This is a genomic window from Collimonas sp. OK242 (assembly GCF_900107095.1).
Classification (GTDB): Bacteria; Pseudomonadota; Gammaproteobacteria; order Burkholderiales; family Burkholderiaceae_D; genus Collimonas.
The window spans coordinates 121,150-135,527 of the sequence record NZ_FNOR01000007.1 but is presented as its reverse complement, the minus strand read 5'-3'; the positions used below and the strand labels follow the sequence as shown (position 1 = coordinate 135,527).

Below are 14,378 nucleotides of genomic sequence, written 5' to 3'. Positions count from 1 at the left end.
GGATCAATCTTTTCAGCGAAAATTATTTTCCACCGCAAACTTGATCAATTCTGCCTGACCCTCGATCTCCAGCTTGCGCTTGATATTCAGCCTGTGGGTTTCGACGGTGCGCACGCTTAAATCCAGCTCGCGCGCGATCTGCTTGTTCGATTCGCCATCGGCGATGTGCCGCAATACCTGGCGTTCGCGCGCGGTCAGCAATTGCCCCGGCGTCATCGGCCGCGCCAGCTTTTGCGCCAGCGCCGCGCTGTAGTACATGCCGCCGGAAATCACGGTTTCTATCGCATGCACGATATCTTTGCCGGGCGCATCTTTCAATACATAGCCGCGGGCGCCCGCCTGTACCGACTGCATCAGGTATTCGGTCTTGTCGTGCATGCTCAGGATCAGCACCGCGATTTCCGGGAAGCTGACGTGAAAGCGTGCGGTCAGGTCGATGCCGTTGATGCTGCCGCGCAGATTGATATCCATCAGGATCAGGTCGATCGGCTGCTGCTGCGCGCGCTGCAAGGCTTCTTCGGCGCTGCCGGCTTCGGCCACGATGGCGAACGCCGGCACGGCTTCAAGCCGCGCCCGCAAGCCGTCGCGCACCAGCGGATGGTCGTCGACCAGCATGATTTTGGTAATAATTTCAGACATTTTCACTATTTGCGGGACAGAGTTTAAGAGCCACCGTAGCGTGGCGAATTACACTATCCGTGCGACTCGGTCCTCAACTGATTAAATAAGACGTTTCTATTATTGTGGCAGGTTATTAGGAATGGTCGCCAGCACCGTGGTGCCTGCTGCCGTAGAACTGACCCTGAGCGTACCGCCAATCGCTTCCAGCCGCTCAACCATATTGCGCAGGCCGATGCCGCGTTTCGGATTGCCGTCTATCTGGTCGACATCGAAACCGACGCCGTTATCCTGCACGGTCAGGGTAATCGCTTGCGCATCGCCTTGCAACAGCACATTGATCTGCGTTGCCTGGGAATGGCGGGCGATGTTGGTCAAGGCTTCCTGGGCGATGCGGAACAACACCGTATTGGCGACCGCCGGCATGCCGTCGGTACTGCCGGTGTGCTTGAACGCGATCGGAATGCCGGCGTGTTCCAGCCATTCATGCGTCAGATGCTCAAGCGCCGCCGCCAGCCCGAGGTCATCCAGGATCGCCGGCCGCAGATCGTGCGAGATGCGGCGCACTTCGCCCAGTACGTCATTGAGCTGGCCGGCAGTGCGTTCGAAAGTCGCGCGGGCGGCGGCGATCTGCTGCGGCCCGCTGTCGAGTTTGGCGATGGCGGCTTCGATCTGCAATTTGATCGAGACCAGCCACTGGCTGATGCCGTCGTGCAGGTCGCGCGACAACCTGGCCCGCTCTTCTTCCTGCGAGCGCACCACGCGCTGCGCCAGGACTTTCAGCTTGGCGTCGGCCACCCGGTGTTCGCTGATATTCAATACCAGTCCCGACACGCCCACCGCCAGCGCGCTGAGGATCGCGATGGCGGTAATCCACCACATGGTGTTGCGGATATTGCCGGATACCTGGGCGTCGATCTGGTTCAGCGCTTCGTCGACATCGTCCAGGTAGATGCCGGTGCCCAGCATCCAGCCCCAGTTGGGCAGCGCCACCACATAGCCGAGCTTGGGCGCGACATGGTGGCTGGACGGTTTTTCCCACAGATAGCGCTCAAACCCGCCGCCGCTCCTGGCGCGCTCTATCAGATGCTGGATAGTCAGGCTGCCGTTGGCATCTTTCATATCCCACAGATCTTGCCCGACCAGCTCCGGCTGGCGCGGATGCATCAGGCTCTTGCCTTGCATGTCGTAGATAAAGAAGTAACCGTCGTCGCCATAAGACAACTTGCCCAGGATCGCCTTGGCTTCGTCCAGCGTGGCCGGATCGTTGCGGCCGGAATCGTATAGATGAGCAATCGAGCGCGTGGCCAGCGCCACGTAGTGTTTCAGTTCGGCTTCCTTGCTGGCCAGATAGGCCGCCTGGATCGTTGCGCGCTGCTGCTGGCCGAGCGAAATCGCCTGGTGGCGCACCGCCAGGGCGATCGCGCATAGCGCCAGGATCAAGGGAACGATCGCCAGGAAGATGATTTTTTGCCGTAATTTCATGGCCTTACTTTACTCGGAATCGCCGGGGAATCACTAAAAACGTCTGGTAAAACCTCTAATGAGCCCGGTTGATTTCCACTTCGACTACGTAGTGCTACGTAAGAACACTGCGTAGTTCCTCGCTTGTTCTCATACCGCATATGACAAATACTTTGGCCGCGGCCTAGATGCTGCGGCGGCACGCTTTGCTGCCTAATAAAAACAATATTCCACAACATCCAATCCCGCCTGGGAGGAGAACAATGAATCGTCTATTTTCAAAAATGGGCTGGCTTGCGCTGGCCCTGCTTGGTGCATTCGCGTTTGGCTATATCGGCCTGCAGCGCGGCGAATCCATCAGCGCTATCTGGATCGTGATTGCCGCCGTCTGCGTCTATCTGATCGCCTACCGTTTCTACAGCCTCTACATTTCCGACCAAGTGCTGGGTCTCGACGCCACGCGCATGACGCCGGCCTATAAGTACAACGACGGGCTGGACTACGTGCCGACCAACAAGAATGTCTTGTTCGGCCATCACTTCGCCGCAATTGCCGGCGCCGGTCCATTGGTCGGCCCGGTGCTGGCGGCGCAGATGGGTTATCTGCCGGGCATGTTGTGGATACTGGCCGGCGTGGTGTTTGCCGGCGCGGTGCAGGATTTGATGGTGTTGTTCATCTCCACCCGCCGCGACGGCCGCTCGCTGGGCGATCTGATCAAGTCCGAGCTGGGCACGGTGCCGGGCGTGATTGCCTTGTTCGGCACCTTCATGATCATGGTGATCATCCTGGCGGTGCTGGCGCTGATCGTGGTCAAGGCATTGGCGGAATCGCCCTGGGGTACTTTCACGGTGGCGGTGACCATCCCGATCGCCTTGTTCATGGGCGTGTATACCCGCTATCTGCGGCCAGGACGCATCGGCGAGATTTCGCTGATCGGTTTTGTGCTGCTGATGCTGGCGATTGTCGGCGGCCAGTATGTGCAGGAACACCCGGTATTGGGCGCCATGTTCACCTTCACCGGCAAAGAGCTGACCTGGATGCTGATCGGCTACGGTTTCATCGCTTCGGTGCTGCCGGTCTGGCTGTTGCTGGCGCCGCGTGACTATTTGTCGACTTTCCTCAAGATCGGCACCATTGTCGGCTTGGCGCTGGGTATCGTGTTCGTTGCGCCGGAACTGAAAATGCCCGCCTTCACGCAATTCATGGACGGTTCCGGTCCGGTCTGGTCGGGCAGCTTGTTCCCCTTCCTGTTCATTACCATCGCCTGCGGCGCGGTATCCGGTTTCCACGCGCTGATTGCTTCCGGCACCACGCCGAAACTGCTGGAAAACGAACGCCATGCGCGCTTCATCGGCTACGGCGCCATGCTGATGGAATCGTTTGTCGCCATCATGGCGTTGATCGCGGCATCCTGCATTGAGCCGGGCGTGTATTTTGCGATGAACAGTCCGGCCGCATTGATCGGCACTACCGTCGAAACGGCAGCGCAAGCCGTGTCGCAATGGGGTTTCCACGTCACGCCGGAAATGCTGGCGCAGGTGGCGAAAGACGTCGGCGAGCACAGCATCATTTCCCGCGCCGGCGGCGCGCCGACGCTGGCGGTCGGCATGGCGCACATCCTGTCGAGCATAGGCGGCGGCAAAGTCATGATGGCGTTCTGGTATCACTTTGCGATTCTGTTCGAAGCGCTGTTCATCCTGACCGCGGTCGATGCCGGCACGCGCGCCGGCCGTTTCATGCTGCAGGATCTGCTCGGGACTTTCGTACCGTCCATGCGCAAGATCGATTCTCTGCCGGCCAGCCTGATCGCGACCGCCTTGTGCGTCGCCGGCTGGGGTTATTTCCTGTATCAAGGCGTGGTCGATCCGCTCGGCGGCATCAATACCTTGTGGCCCTTGTTCGGCATTTCCAACCAGATGCTGGCGGGAATTGCTTTGATTCTGGCGACCTGCGTATTGTTCAAGATGAAGCGCGACCGCTTCGCCTGGGTCACCATCGTGCCGACAGTCTGGATTCTGATTTGCACCTTGACCGCAGGCTGGCAAAAAATATTCGACGCCAATCCACGTGTCGGCTTCCTGACCCATGCCGGAAAATATCAGGATGCGCTGGCGGAAGGAAAATTGCTGGCGCCGGCGAAGTCGATCGCGCAAATGCAGCAGGTGATCTTCAACGATTACCTGGACGCGGGCCTGGCCGCCTTCTTTATCCTGGTGCTGGTGAGCATTCTCGGCTTCGGCATCAAGACCGTGCTGGCGGCGCGCGCCGCCCATCGCCCGAGCACCAGCGAAACCCCGTTTGAATCATTGCCGGCGAGTGCCTTGCCGTCAGCCTGAAAGCTTACTCATGCTGGAAGAACTATCGAAAGCCGGACGCTATCTCGGGCAAACCATGCGGCTGATGGTGGGTTTGCCTGAGTACGGCACGTACGTCACGCATATGGAAAACACCCATCCTGGCGAGCCGATGATGAGCTACGAAGAGTTTTTCAAGGAACGCCAGGAAGCGCGCTATGGCGGCAATGGCCGGGTTGGCCGCTGCTGCTAGCTGCTTAAAAGTTAAGCGTCCTATGGGGGATGTTAGTGCCGACCGGTTCGCCGGCCGGCATTTTTTTCGCCTCGCCTTCAGCCGTTCAGCTGACCGTTATAGGCGGCTGGCGCCGCTTGTATCTGTTTTGCACTGTGATAGAGGCTGACGACGCGCAGCAGGCGGCCGATGAACATGCCGTTAAAGACGCCATAGAGTGCGCAGACCAGGGCCGTAAACACGGCATCGTGCGCTAGTGCCGGATGGGTCGCCAGCGTCACGCCAACCGTATATTTGGTCAGGAAAACCCCCATCATCAGCATCAATGGCAGCCAGCTGCCGCGCTGGAGCAGCACGCCGCGTTCCGGATAAGCAATGACGCTGTCCGTCCTGAACAGGCGCCAGTTCAAGGCCGCCGCGAGAGCGGCCGCCAGCAGCCAGCACAGCATAGGCAGCGGCGTGACGCCGAACACGGTGGACACGCCCTGCCAAGACAGCGCCAGCATCACCAGCGGAATAATGGACAGTTTCTTCAGCGTCAGTTCGCGATCGACACTGGCCAGGACGCCGCGATAGATCAGGAAAGCCAGTAGCGCCCAGACCCAAAGCGGTGTGTGTGAAATGATTTGTGCAAACATGTCGTTCTCCGGTTGATTGATCTGCGGCGATTATCTGGTCGCCGCAGAGGCAGGAGAAGCGGAAAGCGACGAAATGCAGGAATGCGTCGTGAATCGACAGCCAGAGAGGATGGCGCGCTGCGGGTTTGTTTTCCGCCTTGGCGTTCCGCCCCCGGCTGCCGGAACCCTAGCGGATTTCTGCCGAATACTGGAAACGCTCGGCCGGCACAAAGGAAGTGCGCCATTCGACCGGCTCGCCGGCATGGTCCAGCATCAGCCGCTCGACGCAGATCGCCACGGTCTTGGTTTTCAGCTTGAACACGGAAGCATTGGCCCGGTTCAGCGGTTTCGCTGTCAAGTCATCGATGGCGCGCGAGACCAGCACATCGCATTCGCTCTCATAGACGGGATACAGCGATGGCGGAGAATTGCTTTTTAGATATTTCTGTAGCTTCCTGAAGCGCGCGAGCGGGAGCCAGATATGTTCCGACAGCACGATTTCATCGTCGAAAGAACGGGTGCGGTGCAGATACAGCGCTTTGTCGCGCGGTTTGAGCTTGAGTTTATCCGCCACTGCAAGCGGCGGTATGGCGGTCGTCATCGAACGGATCTGCGCAGTCGGCAGCTGACTGTTAGCTTTGCCGTGTTGCCGCACGAAACGCAGCATCGATGAGCGTTCGGCAGCGCGCGCGACGAATGTCCCGCGGCCGCGCACACGATCGACGACGCCGTCGGTGACCAGCGCGTCCAGCACCTTGCGCATGGTGCCGACGGCAATTGCATATTCGGCGGCCAGTTTGTCCTCGGACGGCAGCGCCTCATCAGCGGCCCAGCTACGCAACGCGATCCTTTGAAGCAGATCGTCACGGACTTGCAGATAGCGCGGCAAGCGCGGATCAGATCCGTTTTCCGGCGCGAGAGACGCATTTTTTTGCGAGAGAGACGCGTTTTTTTTCAGGAGAGGCGTGTTTTTTTTCGAGAGAGACGCGTTTTTTTTGGCGAGAGGCGGGTTTTTTGCGTTTTTTTTGATCGGCATTAACAACATTTCAAACTTGGAACGGGTCCGCAATTTACCAAGTTCCAATCGTTTTTACAATACATATGTGAATCTCTACTTCTATACAGAACCAGAGATTCACATATTGCTTAGTTCTGGTTCAACGCCACGCGTAGCGGGCGCGGCTTGCGCTCGGCCAGCCACAACAGCAGGATCGCCACTATCGAATAAATCCAGTAGTCGACCGGCACGCCGCCCAGCCAGTGCTTGTGCCATGGCACCTCGGCCGGATTGAAGCGCGCCAGTCCGTATGCCGGGTTGAGTACAAACCACAGCCAGTCTTCGCTGATCCAGAACACCATGATGGACGCCATGATCCGGCATTCCGCGCGCCAGTCCCAACTGCCGTTGAACCAGATCGGATAGTGGAACATCAGGGCGATGAAAGGAAAAATCCAGGCGTGATAGCCGGTCATGGCGCGCCCGCCCCAGAAGATGTCGAGTAGCCAGTGATGCTCGATGCGCCAGGTCGGCAAATTGGCGGCCCAGCCGGCGGCGCCCTCGATCTGGATTTCAACGTTGGCGAAAAAAAAGGCAGTCAGCGCCGCCCAGAACAGCATGCCGAACACGCGGCGATAGGGAGTAGTTGCGGTCATGTGGATGGCGAATAAAATTGAGAATCGAGCTTGTTCAAAACGGTTTTCAGCACCGCGCGGCCGGCATACGGGCGGCCCAGCGCCAGGCTGCGCTGCCGCAAGCGTAGCAGCAGGTCGGGTTGCTGCAGCAGTAGCTGGACCCGGAACGCCAGTGCAGTCAGGTCGATCGCCTTGAGCGCCGCGCCTTGTTCCAGCAGATAGTCGGCATTGCGTTCTTCCTGGCCCGGAATCGGCGAGTGGATGATCATCGGCACTCCCATCGCCAGGCATTCGGAGGTGGTCAGGCCGCCCGGTTTGGTGATCGCCAGATCGGCGCAGGCCATCAATTGTTCCACCTGGTTGGTAAAGCCGAAAGGAAACAGGTGGCCTGGATGGGCGGCTGCCAATTGCTGCAGGCTGGCCAGCAACGCGGCGTTTTTACCGGCCAACGCCACCAGCTGGAAATCGTCGGCCAGCTCCAGCAGCCGCTGTACGGTCTTATCGAGATCGCCGATGCCGGCGCCGCCGGACATCATCAGGATAATCTTGCGCTCGGGATCCAGGCCGAAGTGCTGCGCGCACTGCCGGCGCTCCAGGGTTTTTCCGAATCCCGGCATGATCGGGATGCCGGTCACATGGACCGCATCGGCCGCCAGGCCGCGCGCCCGCATGCGATAGGCGATTTCTTCGGTGGCGGCAAAATAGCCGCGCATCAGCGGTTGCAGCCACATGCTGTGCAAATCGAAATCCGTTACCTGTACCCAGACCGGACACACCACGCGCTGGCTGCCGATTTCGCGCGCCAGCAATTCGGCCGGCAGGAAGTGGGTGCAGATGATGGCGTCCGGCGCCGCCGCCTGGATCGCGGCACGCAAGGGACGGGTGCTGATGCGTTCAATCGCGCGCCGCAGTTTTTGCGTAGGCGAGTTGCTCAGGGCCTTGTCGCTCTTTTGGTAAACATAGCCCCACAACGCGGGATGGCGATTCACAAGATGCAGATAAAAATCGGTATACACCGCACGGAATCCGGCCGGCACGTAATCCATCGCGTCCAGGTGGATCGCTTCGGTGTCGGGGAATTCGGCGGCGGCATAGGCCCTGAGCGCCTCGGCGGCACGCATATGGCCGGCGCCGGCAGAGACGCTTAACAGTAATAGTTTACGGGGGCGCGGGGCTTTGACGGGCTTATGAATCATATGCTCCGGCCATCATCGGTTTGCTGCCGGTAATGCAAAAGTGACTACTTTCAAGCATACTCCTTGCAATCTGCATTCGGATTTTTACCGGGCACTTCCGCCCGATCACGCTGATGATAGGGATAAATCGGCGCTGAGTAAAATGACATTTATGACAAACAATCCCTGTTTCAGAAAGAACGTGATGCCCGCTACTCGCAAGCCGCTGGACGGTTTGGCCATGAGCCTGATGTTGATGCTGTGCCTGTGCTGGGGGCTGCAGCAAGTTGCAATCAAAGTGGCGGCGCCCAGCATCTCGCCGATTTTGCAAAACGGTTTGCGCTCGGCGGTGGCGGCAGTGCTGGTGAGCGGCCTGATGTGGTGGCGCGGCAGTAAATTCTCGCTGACCGATGGCAGCTTCTGGCCCGGCCTGGCAACCGGCTTGCTGTTTGCCGGCGAATTCCTGTGCGTCTCTATCGGTTTGAACTACACCACCGCTTCGCACATGTCGGTGTTTGTTTACACCGCGCCGATTTTCACCGTGCTGGGTTTGCACTGGCTGGTGCCGGGCGAGCGTTTCGGCGTCACCCAATGGCTGGGTGTGATCGCCGCATTTGCCGGGATTACCGTGGCGTTTGCCGGCGGCTTTGAAGCCGGCGCCGGCTTCAGCCGGACCCTGATCGGCGACGCGCTGGGGGTGCTGGGCGCCGTATTCTGGGCCGCCACCACGATCATGATCAAGCGCAGCGTCCTCACCAATGCCTCTCCCAGCATGACCTTGTGGTATCAGCTGGCGGCGGCCGCATTGACGCTGCCTTTGGTGGCCTTGGTCTCGGGGCAGACCGCAGTGGCGCCGCTGTCCGGCATCATGTGGGTGAGTTTGGTGTTCCAGTCGCTGATCGTCGCTTTCGGCAGCTTCCTGGCCTGGTTCTGGATGCTGCGCCGTTATCTTGCTTCGCGGCTGACGGTGTTTTCCTTCCTGACGCCCTTGTTCGGCGTCAGTTTCGGCGTGCTGCTGCTGGATGATCCGATCGGCTTGCCGTTTGTATTCGGTGCGTTGCTGGTTCTAAGCGGGATTGTGCTGGTGAACTGGCAAGGCAAATAAAAATGCGGGTTAACAGCTTCGCTCACTGTTAACCCGCATCAATTTGGCAAGCCGAGAAATTCAGGCCAGACCCACAAGGTTTTTAAGCCTTGAAAGTCCCTTCAGAAACCAAAGCCTGCAAGGGCATGCGCGGGCTTGGCTCTTCCTTGGCGCGCAAACCTTCCGGCAGCATGGCTTTGTCACCGATCTTGCCGATCGCTACCGCTGCTTCAATCGCGAAATTGGCCGGGATGTCCAGTTCCTTGCGCGTCTTTTCCTTGTCGAAGCCGGCCATGCCGTGTGCATGCCAGCCGGACAAGCTGGCTTGTAGCGCCAGGTAACCCCAGGCTGAACCGGCGTCGAAAGAGTGGCTTGGCATCGGCGATTCTTCGCTGCTGCCCGGTGGCGCAAAAGTGGTTTTCGACAAGATGATCACCAATGCCGCTGCATTTTCCGCCCAGCTGCGATTGAAATCGTTAAGCAAAGCCAGCAAGTTGTTCCAGTGCGGTGTGCCGCGACGTGCGAAGACGAAACGCCAAGGTTGCGAATTGTAGGACGATGGCGCCCAACGCGCCGCTTCCAGGATGGTCAGCAATTCTTGCTCGGAAATTTCGTCATTGGCATAGGCGCGTGGCGACCAGCGGCTGAGGAATTGCGGATGGGCAGGGTGGTCGGCTACACGTGGTGTGGACTGGGTCATGAGGTTCCTGTAGATAAATAAACAAGGCAAAATCGTTGCGGCCAAGGGTGTTTCAGAAACTTGTCAAAAACGCTCTGGCCGAGACGCAGCATCTTAGCAGCAGTTTTTGTTGCCTGCAGCGTGCAACCGGATTTACCGGATGTTGCAATCTGCACGGGCATGCAGGGTGAAGATTGCCCCGCCAAGCCGGTATAATCGAGAATAATCAAGTCTGCCCGGATGCTGTCCAAGAAATTGGGCCGCACCATGGACTTTTCGCATTAATCCAGTACGGCCTCCGTACTACTGACCACCTATCCTATGCTTGCACCACAAAAACAACAGATCATCGACCTTTTTCATGCTGCCTTGCAGCCTATTATCGCCGGCAGCGAGTTGCAGCCGACGGTGACGCTGGAGCGTCCGCGCGATCCTTCGCACGGCGATGTCGCCTGCAATATCGCCATGCAACTGGCCAAGCCGCTGAAAAAGAACCCGCGTGAACTGGCGCAAGCCCTGGTAGCGGCGGTGCTGGCCAGCACCGAACATCGCGATCTGATCGAAACCGCTGAAATCGCCGGCCCGGGCTTCATCAACCTGCGTTTGACGGCGGCGGCCAAGCAGCAAGTGGTCAGGAGCGTGCTGCAAGAGGGCGCCGACTACGGCAAGAGCAAGTTTGGCGCCGGCAAAAAAGTGCTGGTGGAGTTTGTTTCCGCCAATCCGACCGGGCCTTTGCATGTCGGCCATGGCCGCCAGGGCGCGCTCGGCGATGCCATGTCGGCGCTGTTCGAGGCGCAAGGTTACGATGTCACCCGCGAGTTTTACTACAATGACGCCGGCGTCCAGATCGCTACCTTGGCGACTTCAGTGCAGGCGCGCGCCAACGGCTTCAAGCCGGGCGATGCCGCATGGCCGGAAAGCGCCTACAACGGTGATTACATTGCCGATATCGCCCAGGATTTCCTGGCCAGGAAGACGGTTGCCGCCAGCGATGGCGAACCGGTCACCGCCAGCGGCGACCTCAGCGATATCGAGTCGATCCGCAAGTTCGCCGTCGCTTACCTGCGCCGCGAGCAGGATCTGGATTTGCTGGCCTTCGGCGTCAAGTTCGATAACTATTACCTGGAATCGTCGCTGTACCAGGACGGCAAGGTCAATGCCGCCGTCGAGGCCCTGATCGCCGCCGGCGTCACCTATGAGCTGGATGGCGCATTGTGGCTGCGCACCACCGACTACGGCGACGACAAAGACCGCGTGATGAAGAAGTCCGACGGCACCTACACCTATTTCGTGCCGGACGTTGCCTACCACATCGTCAAATGGCAGCGCGGCTTCGGCAAGGTCATCAATGTCCAGGGCAGCGATCACCATGGCACGATTGCGCGGGTGCGCGCCGGCCTGCAGGCCGTCAACATGGGAATTCCGCAAGGCTATCCCGACTACGTGCTGCACAAGATGGTGACCGTGATGAAGAACGGCGAGGAAGTGAAGATTTCCAAGCGCGCCGGTTCGTATGTCACGGTGCGTGACCTGATCGAATGGTCGTCTGGCGAAGATGGCGCTGCCGACGGCGCGCAGGACGCCCCGCGCGACCTGACCCGCGGCCGCGACGCCGTGCGGTTCTTCCTGATCTCGCGCAAGGCCGATACCGAATTCATATTCGATGTCGATCTGGCGCTGGCCAAATCCGACGAAAATCCGGTCTACTACGTGCAATACGCCCATGCCCGGATCTGTTCGGTGCTGGCGCAATGGACCGGTGACGAAGCCAGCCTCGGCAGCATCGACCTGAGCCCGCTGACGGCGCCGCGCGAAGCCAGCCTGCTGGCCAAGCTGGCCGAATATCCGGATATGCTGCAGCATGCGCTGGAAGAGCTGGGGCCGCACCAGGTCGCATTTTATCTGCGCGATTTGGCGGGTGAGCTGCATAGCTACTACAATGCTGAGCGGGTCCTGGTCGACGATGAAGCGCTCAAGATGGCGCGCCTCGCCTTGATGTATGCAACCCGCCAGGTGTTGCGCAACGGCTTGGCGCTGATCGGCGTGTCGGCGCCAGCCCGCATGTGATGTAAAGCTACAATCGGCGATCTCTGGCTGCCGCTGCCGGAGACGGTCTGTAATCAGGATGTGATTCAGGATGTCATTGGGGAAGTATGAGCAAACTTAACAACAAGCAAGCTGGCGGTACCTTACTGGGCCTGATTTTCGGCCTGATCATCGGATTGGCGATTGCCGTCGTGGTGGCGATCATGATCACCAAGACGCCGACGCCGTTTACCAACAAGACGAGCAAGACCGACAAAGCACCAGAGGTCGCCACGGCGCCGGCTGCATCGACATCTGCAGCGCCGTCGAACCCGGATCAGCTGCCGGATCCGAACAAGTCGCTCTACGGTAACAAGGATGCGGCGAAGGAAGCAGCCAAGGCGTTTACTCCACCGGCTACCGCTCCGGCTACCGCTCCGGCGCCGAGCGCCGACGGTACGCCGCCGCCGAGCTCGGCCGCCGAGAAAAAGCTGGATGCGCTGGTTGCCAAGGCACAGGATAGCAAGTCGACGCCTATCGTCGATAAATCCACCGCCGACAAGACCAAGAAAGCGGCCGGCGACATCGCCGAAGCCAAAACCAAAGCTGCAGGGGTCGACGACAACTGGATTTATTTCCTGCAGGTCGGCGCTTTCCGTGAGCAGAGCGAAGCTGAAAGCGCCAAGGCCAGATTGGCCTTGATGGGTTTCGAAGCCAAGATCAGCGAACGCCAGGCCGATACCGGTTCTTTGTATCGGGTACGGGTCGGGCCATTTAATCAGTTGGAAACAATGAACCGGATACGCGGAAAGTTGTCAGATAACGGCGTTAATGCAGCAGTTGTGCGGGCTGCAAAATAAAAGACCCCTGGCAGCATGTCTCTGCTGCGTAGGTAAAAAAATCAAACATTATTCATTTTGATAGGATATTTCATGCGTTTTTTTCAAAAAGCCTTGGCTGTCGCTGGTCTTAGTCTGAGTTTCGGCCTGCTTGCCGCCAGCGCAAGTGCAGCGCCGGCCAATCCGGTTGCCGGCGCGGAATACAAAGTTCTCGATAACCCGCAACCTACCGATTCCGGTATCGGGAAAAAAGTCGAAGTAACAGAATTTTTCGGATATTTCTGCCCGCATTGCAATGCGCTCGAACCGACGCTGGAAGCATGGGTAGCAAAGCAGGGCGACAAGATTTCTTTCAAGCGCGTGCCGGTCGACTTCGCTATCGACCCTGCGAATCCGAACCAGCAGCAAGCAAAGTCTCCGTATGTACCGCAGAAAAAGCTGTACTACACGCTGGAAGCCATGGGCAAGCTGCCTGAATTGCACGCGAAGGTTTTTAACGCGATCCACGTACAGCGCCAGCGCCTGGATACAGACAGCTCCATTGCCGATTTCGCGGTGAAGCAAGGTCTCGACAAAACCAAGTTCCTGGATGTGTACAATTCGTTCGCAGTGCAAACCAAGGTCACCCGCGCCGCCCAGCTGCAAAATGCGTACAAGGTGGATGGCGTGCCGATGCTGGTGGTTGACGGCCGTTACGTGACATCGCCATCGATAGTCGGTGCGACTGCTGGCGCAGGAAAAACCGAGCCGGAACTGTTCAAGTCCACCTTGCAAGTGATGGACAGCCTCGTGACGAAGGTCGCGGCGACCAAGAAATAAATCAGCTGAAAAGCAAGCTGGCCGTCACGGTCAGTCGGCAGCAGATCTTGAAAAGTCCGCCTCTCGCAAGAGGGCGGGCTTTTTTATCGACGTAAAAGGCACTTCCATGAAACGTGTATTCATCACTGGTGCTTCCAGCGGCATCGGCGCCGCACTGGCGCAATATTATGCAGAGCAGGGCGCAACACTGGGGCTGGTAGCCAGGCGCCAGGCGGTGCTGGAGCAATTGCTGGCGGGCTTGCCGCATCCGGAACGGCATCGCCTGTATGCGCTGGATGTCAACGATCATGTTGCCTTGACTGCCGCCGCAGAAGATTTCATCGCAGCCGGCGGCGGTGTCGATGTGGTGATCGCCAGCGCCGGGATTTCACAAGGCACCTTGACCGAGCATGCCGAAGACCAGCAGGTGTTCGAGCAAGTGTTTGCCACCAATGTGCTGGCCACGGTCGCCACCTTCACGCCATTTATCGCCACCATGAAACGCCAGGCCCAGGCCGGGCTAACCGATTTGCGCCTGGTCGGCGTCGGCAGCGTGGCCGGCATTCGCGGCTTGCCGGGAGCGGGCGCCTACAGCGGATCGAAGGCGGCGCTAATCAGTTACTGCGAGTCGCTCAGGGTGGAATTGCGCGCCAGCGGCATCAAGGTGGTCACCATCGTCCCTGGATACATCGACACGCCGATGACCCAGGTGAATCACTACAAGATGCCGTTCCTGATGCCGGTGCGGCAGTTCGCCGCCAAGACCGGCGCTGCGGTCGCGCGCGGCAGTAGCTATCAGGTGATTCCGTGGCAGATGGGGGTTGTCGCCAAGTTGCTGCGCTTGTTGCCGAACTGGCTGTACGATTTAGTGTTTTCCAAAGCGCCGCATAAGGCACGTAAATAAACACGCAAATAAGCAGG

At 59.0% G+C, this 14,378-nt stretch carries 15 protein-coding genes; 7 read left to right on the top strand and 8 right to left on the bottom strand.

Annotated elements, in window-relative coordinates; translation table 11 throughout:
- Positions 1 to 12 precede the first annotated feature (12 nt).
- Together BLV81_RS09260 and BLV81_RS09255 are read right to left on the bottom strand one after the other, a co-directional pair.
- Positions 13 to 639, bottom strand: coding sequence for a response regulator (locus BLV81_RS09260; protein ID WP_092354666.1), 627 nt, complete (start codon positions 637 to 639; stop codon positions 13 to 15).
- A 99-nt stretch (positions 640 to 738) separates the two neighbouring features.
- Positions 739 to 2,103 carry a cache domain-containing protein gene (locus tag BLV81_RS09255; protein ID WP_092354663.1) on the bottom strand — a complete coding sequence of 455 codons (1,365 nt, stop codon included), beginning with the start codon at positions 2,101 to 2,103 and terminating at the stop codon, positions 739 to 741.
- A 242-nt stretch (positions 2,104 to 2,345) separates the two neighbouring features.
- Here BLV81_RS09255 and BLV81_RS09250 point away from each other — a divergent pair, with 242 nt between their 5' ends.
- Positions 2,346 to 4,418, top strand: a complete 2,073-nt coding sequence (locus BLV81_RS09250; protein WP_092354660.1) for a carbon starvation CstA family protein — start codon at positions 2,346 to 2,348, stop codon at positions 4,416 to 4,418.
- 10 nt (positions 4,419 to 4,428) lie between these two features.
- The gene (locus tag BLV81_RS09245) at positions 4,429 to 4,629 is read left to right on the top strand and encodes a YbdD/YjiX family protein (protein WP_041742732.1); all 201 of its coding nucleotides are present in this window, start codon (positions 4,429 to 4,431) and stop codon (positions 4,627 to 4,629) included.
- A gap of 77 nt (positions 4,630 to 4,706) precedes the next feature.
- Here BLV81_RS09245 and BLV81_RS09240 read toward each other — a convergent pair whose 3' ends face one another.
- From BLV81_RS09240 to BLV81_RS09225, 4 genes are all read right to left on the bottom strand, one after another.
- Positions 4,707 to 5,246 carry a DUF6622 family protein gene (locus tag BLV81_RS09240; RefSeq protein WP_092354657.1) on the bottom strand — a complete coding sequence of 180 codons (540 nt, stop codon included), beginning with the start codon at positions 5,244 to 5,246 and terminating at the stop codon, positions 4,707 to 4,709.
- Between the two features lie 166 nt (positions 5,247 to 5,412).
- Positions 5,413 to 6,114, bottom strand: coding sequence for a GntR family transcriptional regulator (locus BLV81_RS09235; protein WP_255365077.1), 702 nt, complete (start codon positions 6,112 to 6,114; stop codon positions 5,413 to 5,415).
- 257 nt (positions 6,115 to 6,371) lie between these two features.
- Entirely contained in the window at positions 6,372 to 6,878 is a 507-nt protein-coding gene (locus BLV81_RS09230; RefSeq protein ID WP_092354651.1) for a hypothetical protein, read from the bottom strand.
- Positions 6,875 to 8,053 carry an MGDG synthase family glycosyltransferase gene (locus BLV81_RS09225; RefSeq protein WP_092354648.1) on the bottom strand — a complete coding sequence of 393 codons (1,179 nt, stop codon included), beginning with the start codon at positions 8,051 to 8,053 and terminating at the stop codon, positions 6,875 to 6,877. The genes BLV81_RS09230 and BLV81_RS09225 overlap by 4 nt, the downstream gene beginning before the upstream one ends.
- Positions 8,054 to 8,237: 184 nt before the next feature.
- Here BLV81_RS09225 and BLV81_RS09220 point away from each other — a divergent pair, with 184 nt between their 5' ends.
- On the top strand, positions 8,238 to 9,137 hold the full coding sequence (locus BLV81_RS09220; protein ID WP_092354645.1) for a DMT family transporter: 900 nt from the start codon (positions 8,238 to 8,240) through the stop codon (positions 9,135 to 9,137).
- Between the two features lie 82 nt (positions 9,138 to 9,219).
- On the opposite strand, the gene BLV81_RS09215 is transcribed toward BLV81_RS09220, so the two are convergent.
- Both BLV81_RS09215 and BLV81_RS23595 read right to left on the bottom strand, forming a co-directional pair.
- On the bottom strand, positions 9,220 to 9,816 hold the full coding sequence (locus BLV81_RS09215) for a nitroreductase family protein (protein ID WP_092354642.1): 597 nt from the start codon (positions 9,814 to 9,816) through the stop codon (positions 9,220 to 9,222).
- A complete protein-coding gene (locus BLV81_RS23595) occupies positions 9,813 to 10,064 on the bottom strand; it encodes a hypothetical protein (protein WP_143036317.1) in 252 nt (83 codons plus the stop codon). The genes BLV81_RS09215 and BLV81_RS23595 overlap by 4 nt, the downstream gene beginning before the upstream one ends.
- A 52-nt stretch (positions 10,065 to 10,116) precedes the next feature.
- On the opposite strand from BLV81_RS23595, the gene argS reads away from it, so the two are divergent.
- The 4 genes from argS (at position 10,117) to BLV81_RS09195 (ending at position 14,361) form a co-directional block, all read left to right on the top strand.
- Positions 10,117 to 11,862 (top strand): arginine--tRNA ligase, encoded by a 1,746-nt coding sequence (gene argS, locus BLV81_RS09210; RefSeq protein WP_092354639.1) that lies wholly within the window; start codon positions 10,117 to 10,119, stop codon positions 11,860 to 11,862.
- A gap of 86 nt (positions 11,863 to 11,948) precedes the next feature.
- Entirely contained in the window at positions 11,949 to 12,680 is a 732-nt protein-coding gene (locus BLV81_RS09205; RefSeq protein WP_092354636.1) for an SPOR domain-containing protein, read from the top strand.
- Positions 12,681 to 12,752: 72 nt separating this feature from the next.
- Entirely contained in the window at positions 12,753 to 13,478 is a 726-nt protein-coding gene (locus tag BLV81_RS09200; RefSeq protein ID WP_092354633.1) for a thiol:disulfide interchange protein DsbA/DsbL, read from the top strand.
- Between the two features lie 106 nt (positions 13,479 to 13,584).
- Complete coding sequence (locus BLV81_RS09195) at positions 13,585 to 14,361, top strand: SDR family oxidoreductase (RefSeq protein WP_092354630.1); 777 nt, start codon at positions 13,585 to 13,587, stop codon at positions 14,359 to 14,361.
- Positions 14,362 to 14,378 lie beyond the last annotated feature (17 nt).

Bases quoted from the DNA above. Each gene is read 5' to 3' on its own strand.
- BLV81_RS09260 (WP_092354666.1), bottom strand. From the start codon at position 639: ATGTCTGAAATTATTACCAAAATCATGCTGGTCGACGACCATCCGCTG.
- BLV81_RS09255 (WP_092354663.1), bottom strand. From the start codon at position 2,103: ATGAAATTACGGCAAAAAATCATCTTCCTGGCGATCGTTCCCTTGATC.
- BLV81_RS09250 (WP_092354660.1), top strand. From the start codon at position 2,346: ATGAATCGTCTATTTTCAAAAATGGGCTGGCTTGCGCTGGCCCTGCTT.
- BLV81_RS09245 (WP_041742732.1), top strand. From the start codon at position 4,429: ATGCTGGAAGAACTATCGAAAGCCGGACGCTATCTCGGGCAAACCATG.
- BLV81_RS09240 (WP_092354657.1), bottom strand. From the start codon at position 5,246: ATGTTTGCACAAATCATTTCACACACACCGCTTTGGGTCTGGGCGCTA.
- BLV81_RS09230 (WP_092354651.1), bottom strand. From the start codon at position 6,878: ATGACCGCAACTACTCCCTATCGCCGCGTGTTCGGCATGCTGTTCTGG.
- BLV81_RS09225 (WP_092354648.1), bottom strand. From the start codon at position 8,053: ATGATTCATAAGCCCGTCAAAGCCCCGCGCCCCCGTAAACTATTACTG.
- BLV81_RS09220 (WP_092354645.1), top strand. From the start codon at position 8,238: ATGCCCGCTACTCGCAAGCCGCTGGACGGTTTGGCCATGAGCCTGATG.
- BLV81_RS09215 (WP_092354642.1), bottom strand. From the start codon at position 9,816: ATGACCCAGTCCACACCACGTGTAGCCGACCACCCTGCCCATCCGCAA.
- BLV81_RS23595 (WP_143036317.1), bottom strand. From the start codon at position 10,064: ATGGTGCGGCCCAATTTCTTGGACAGCATCCGGGCAGACTTGATTATT.
- argS (WP_092354639.1), top strand. From the start codon at position 10,117: ATGCTTGCACCACAAAAACAACAGATCATCGACCTTTTTCATGCTGCC.
- BLV81_RS09205 (WP_092354636.1), top strand. From the start codon at position 11,949: ATGAGCAAACTTAACAACAAGCAAGCTGGCGGTACCTTACTGGGCCTG.
- BLV81_RS09200 (WP_092354633.1), top strand. From the start codon at position 12,753: ATGCGTTTTTTTCAAAAAGCCTTGGCTGTCGCTGGTCTTAGTCTGAGT.
- BLV81_RS09195 (WP_092354630.1), top strand. From the start codon at position 13,585: ATGAAACGTGTATTCATCACTGGTGCTTCCAGCGGCATCGGCGCCGCA.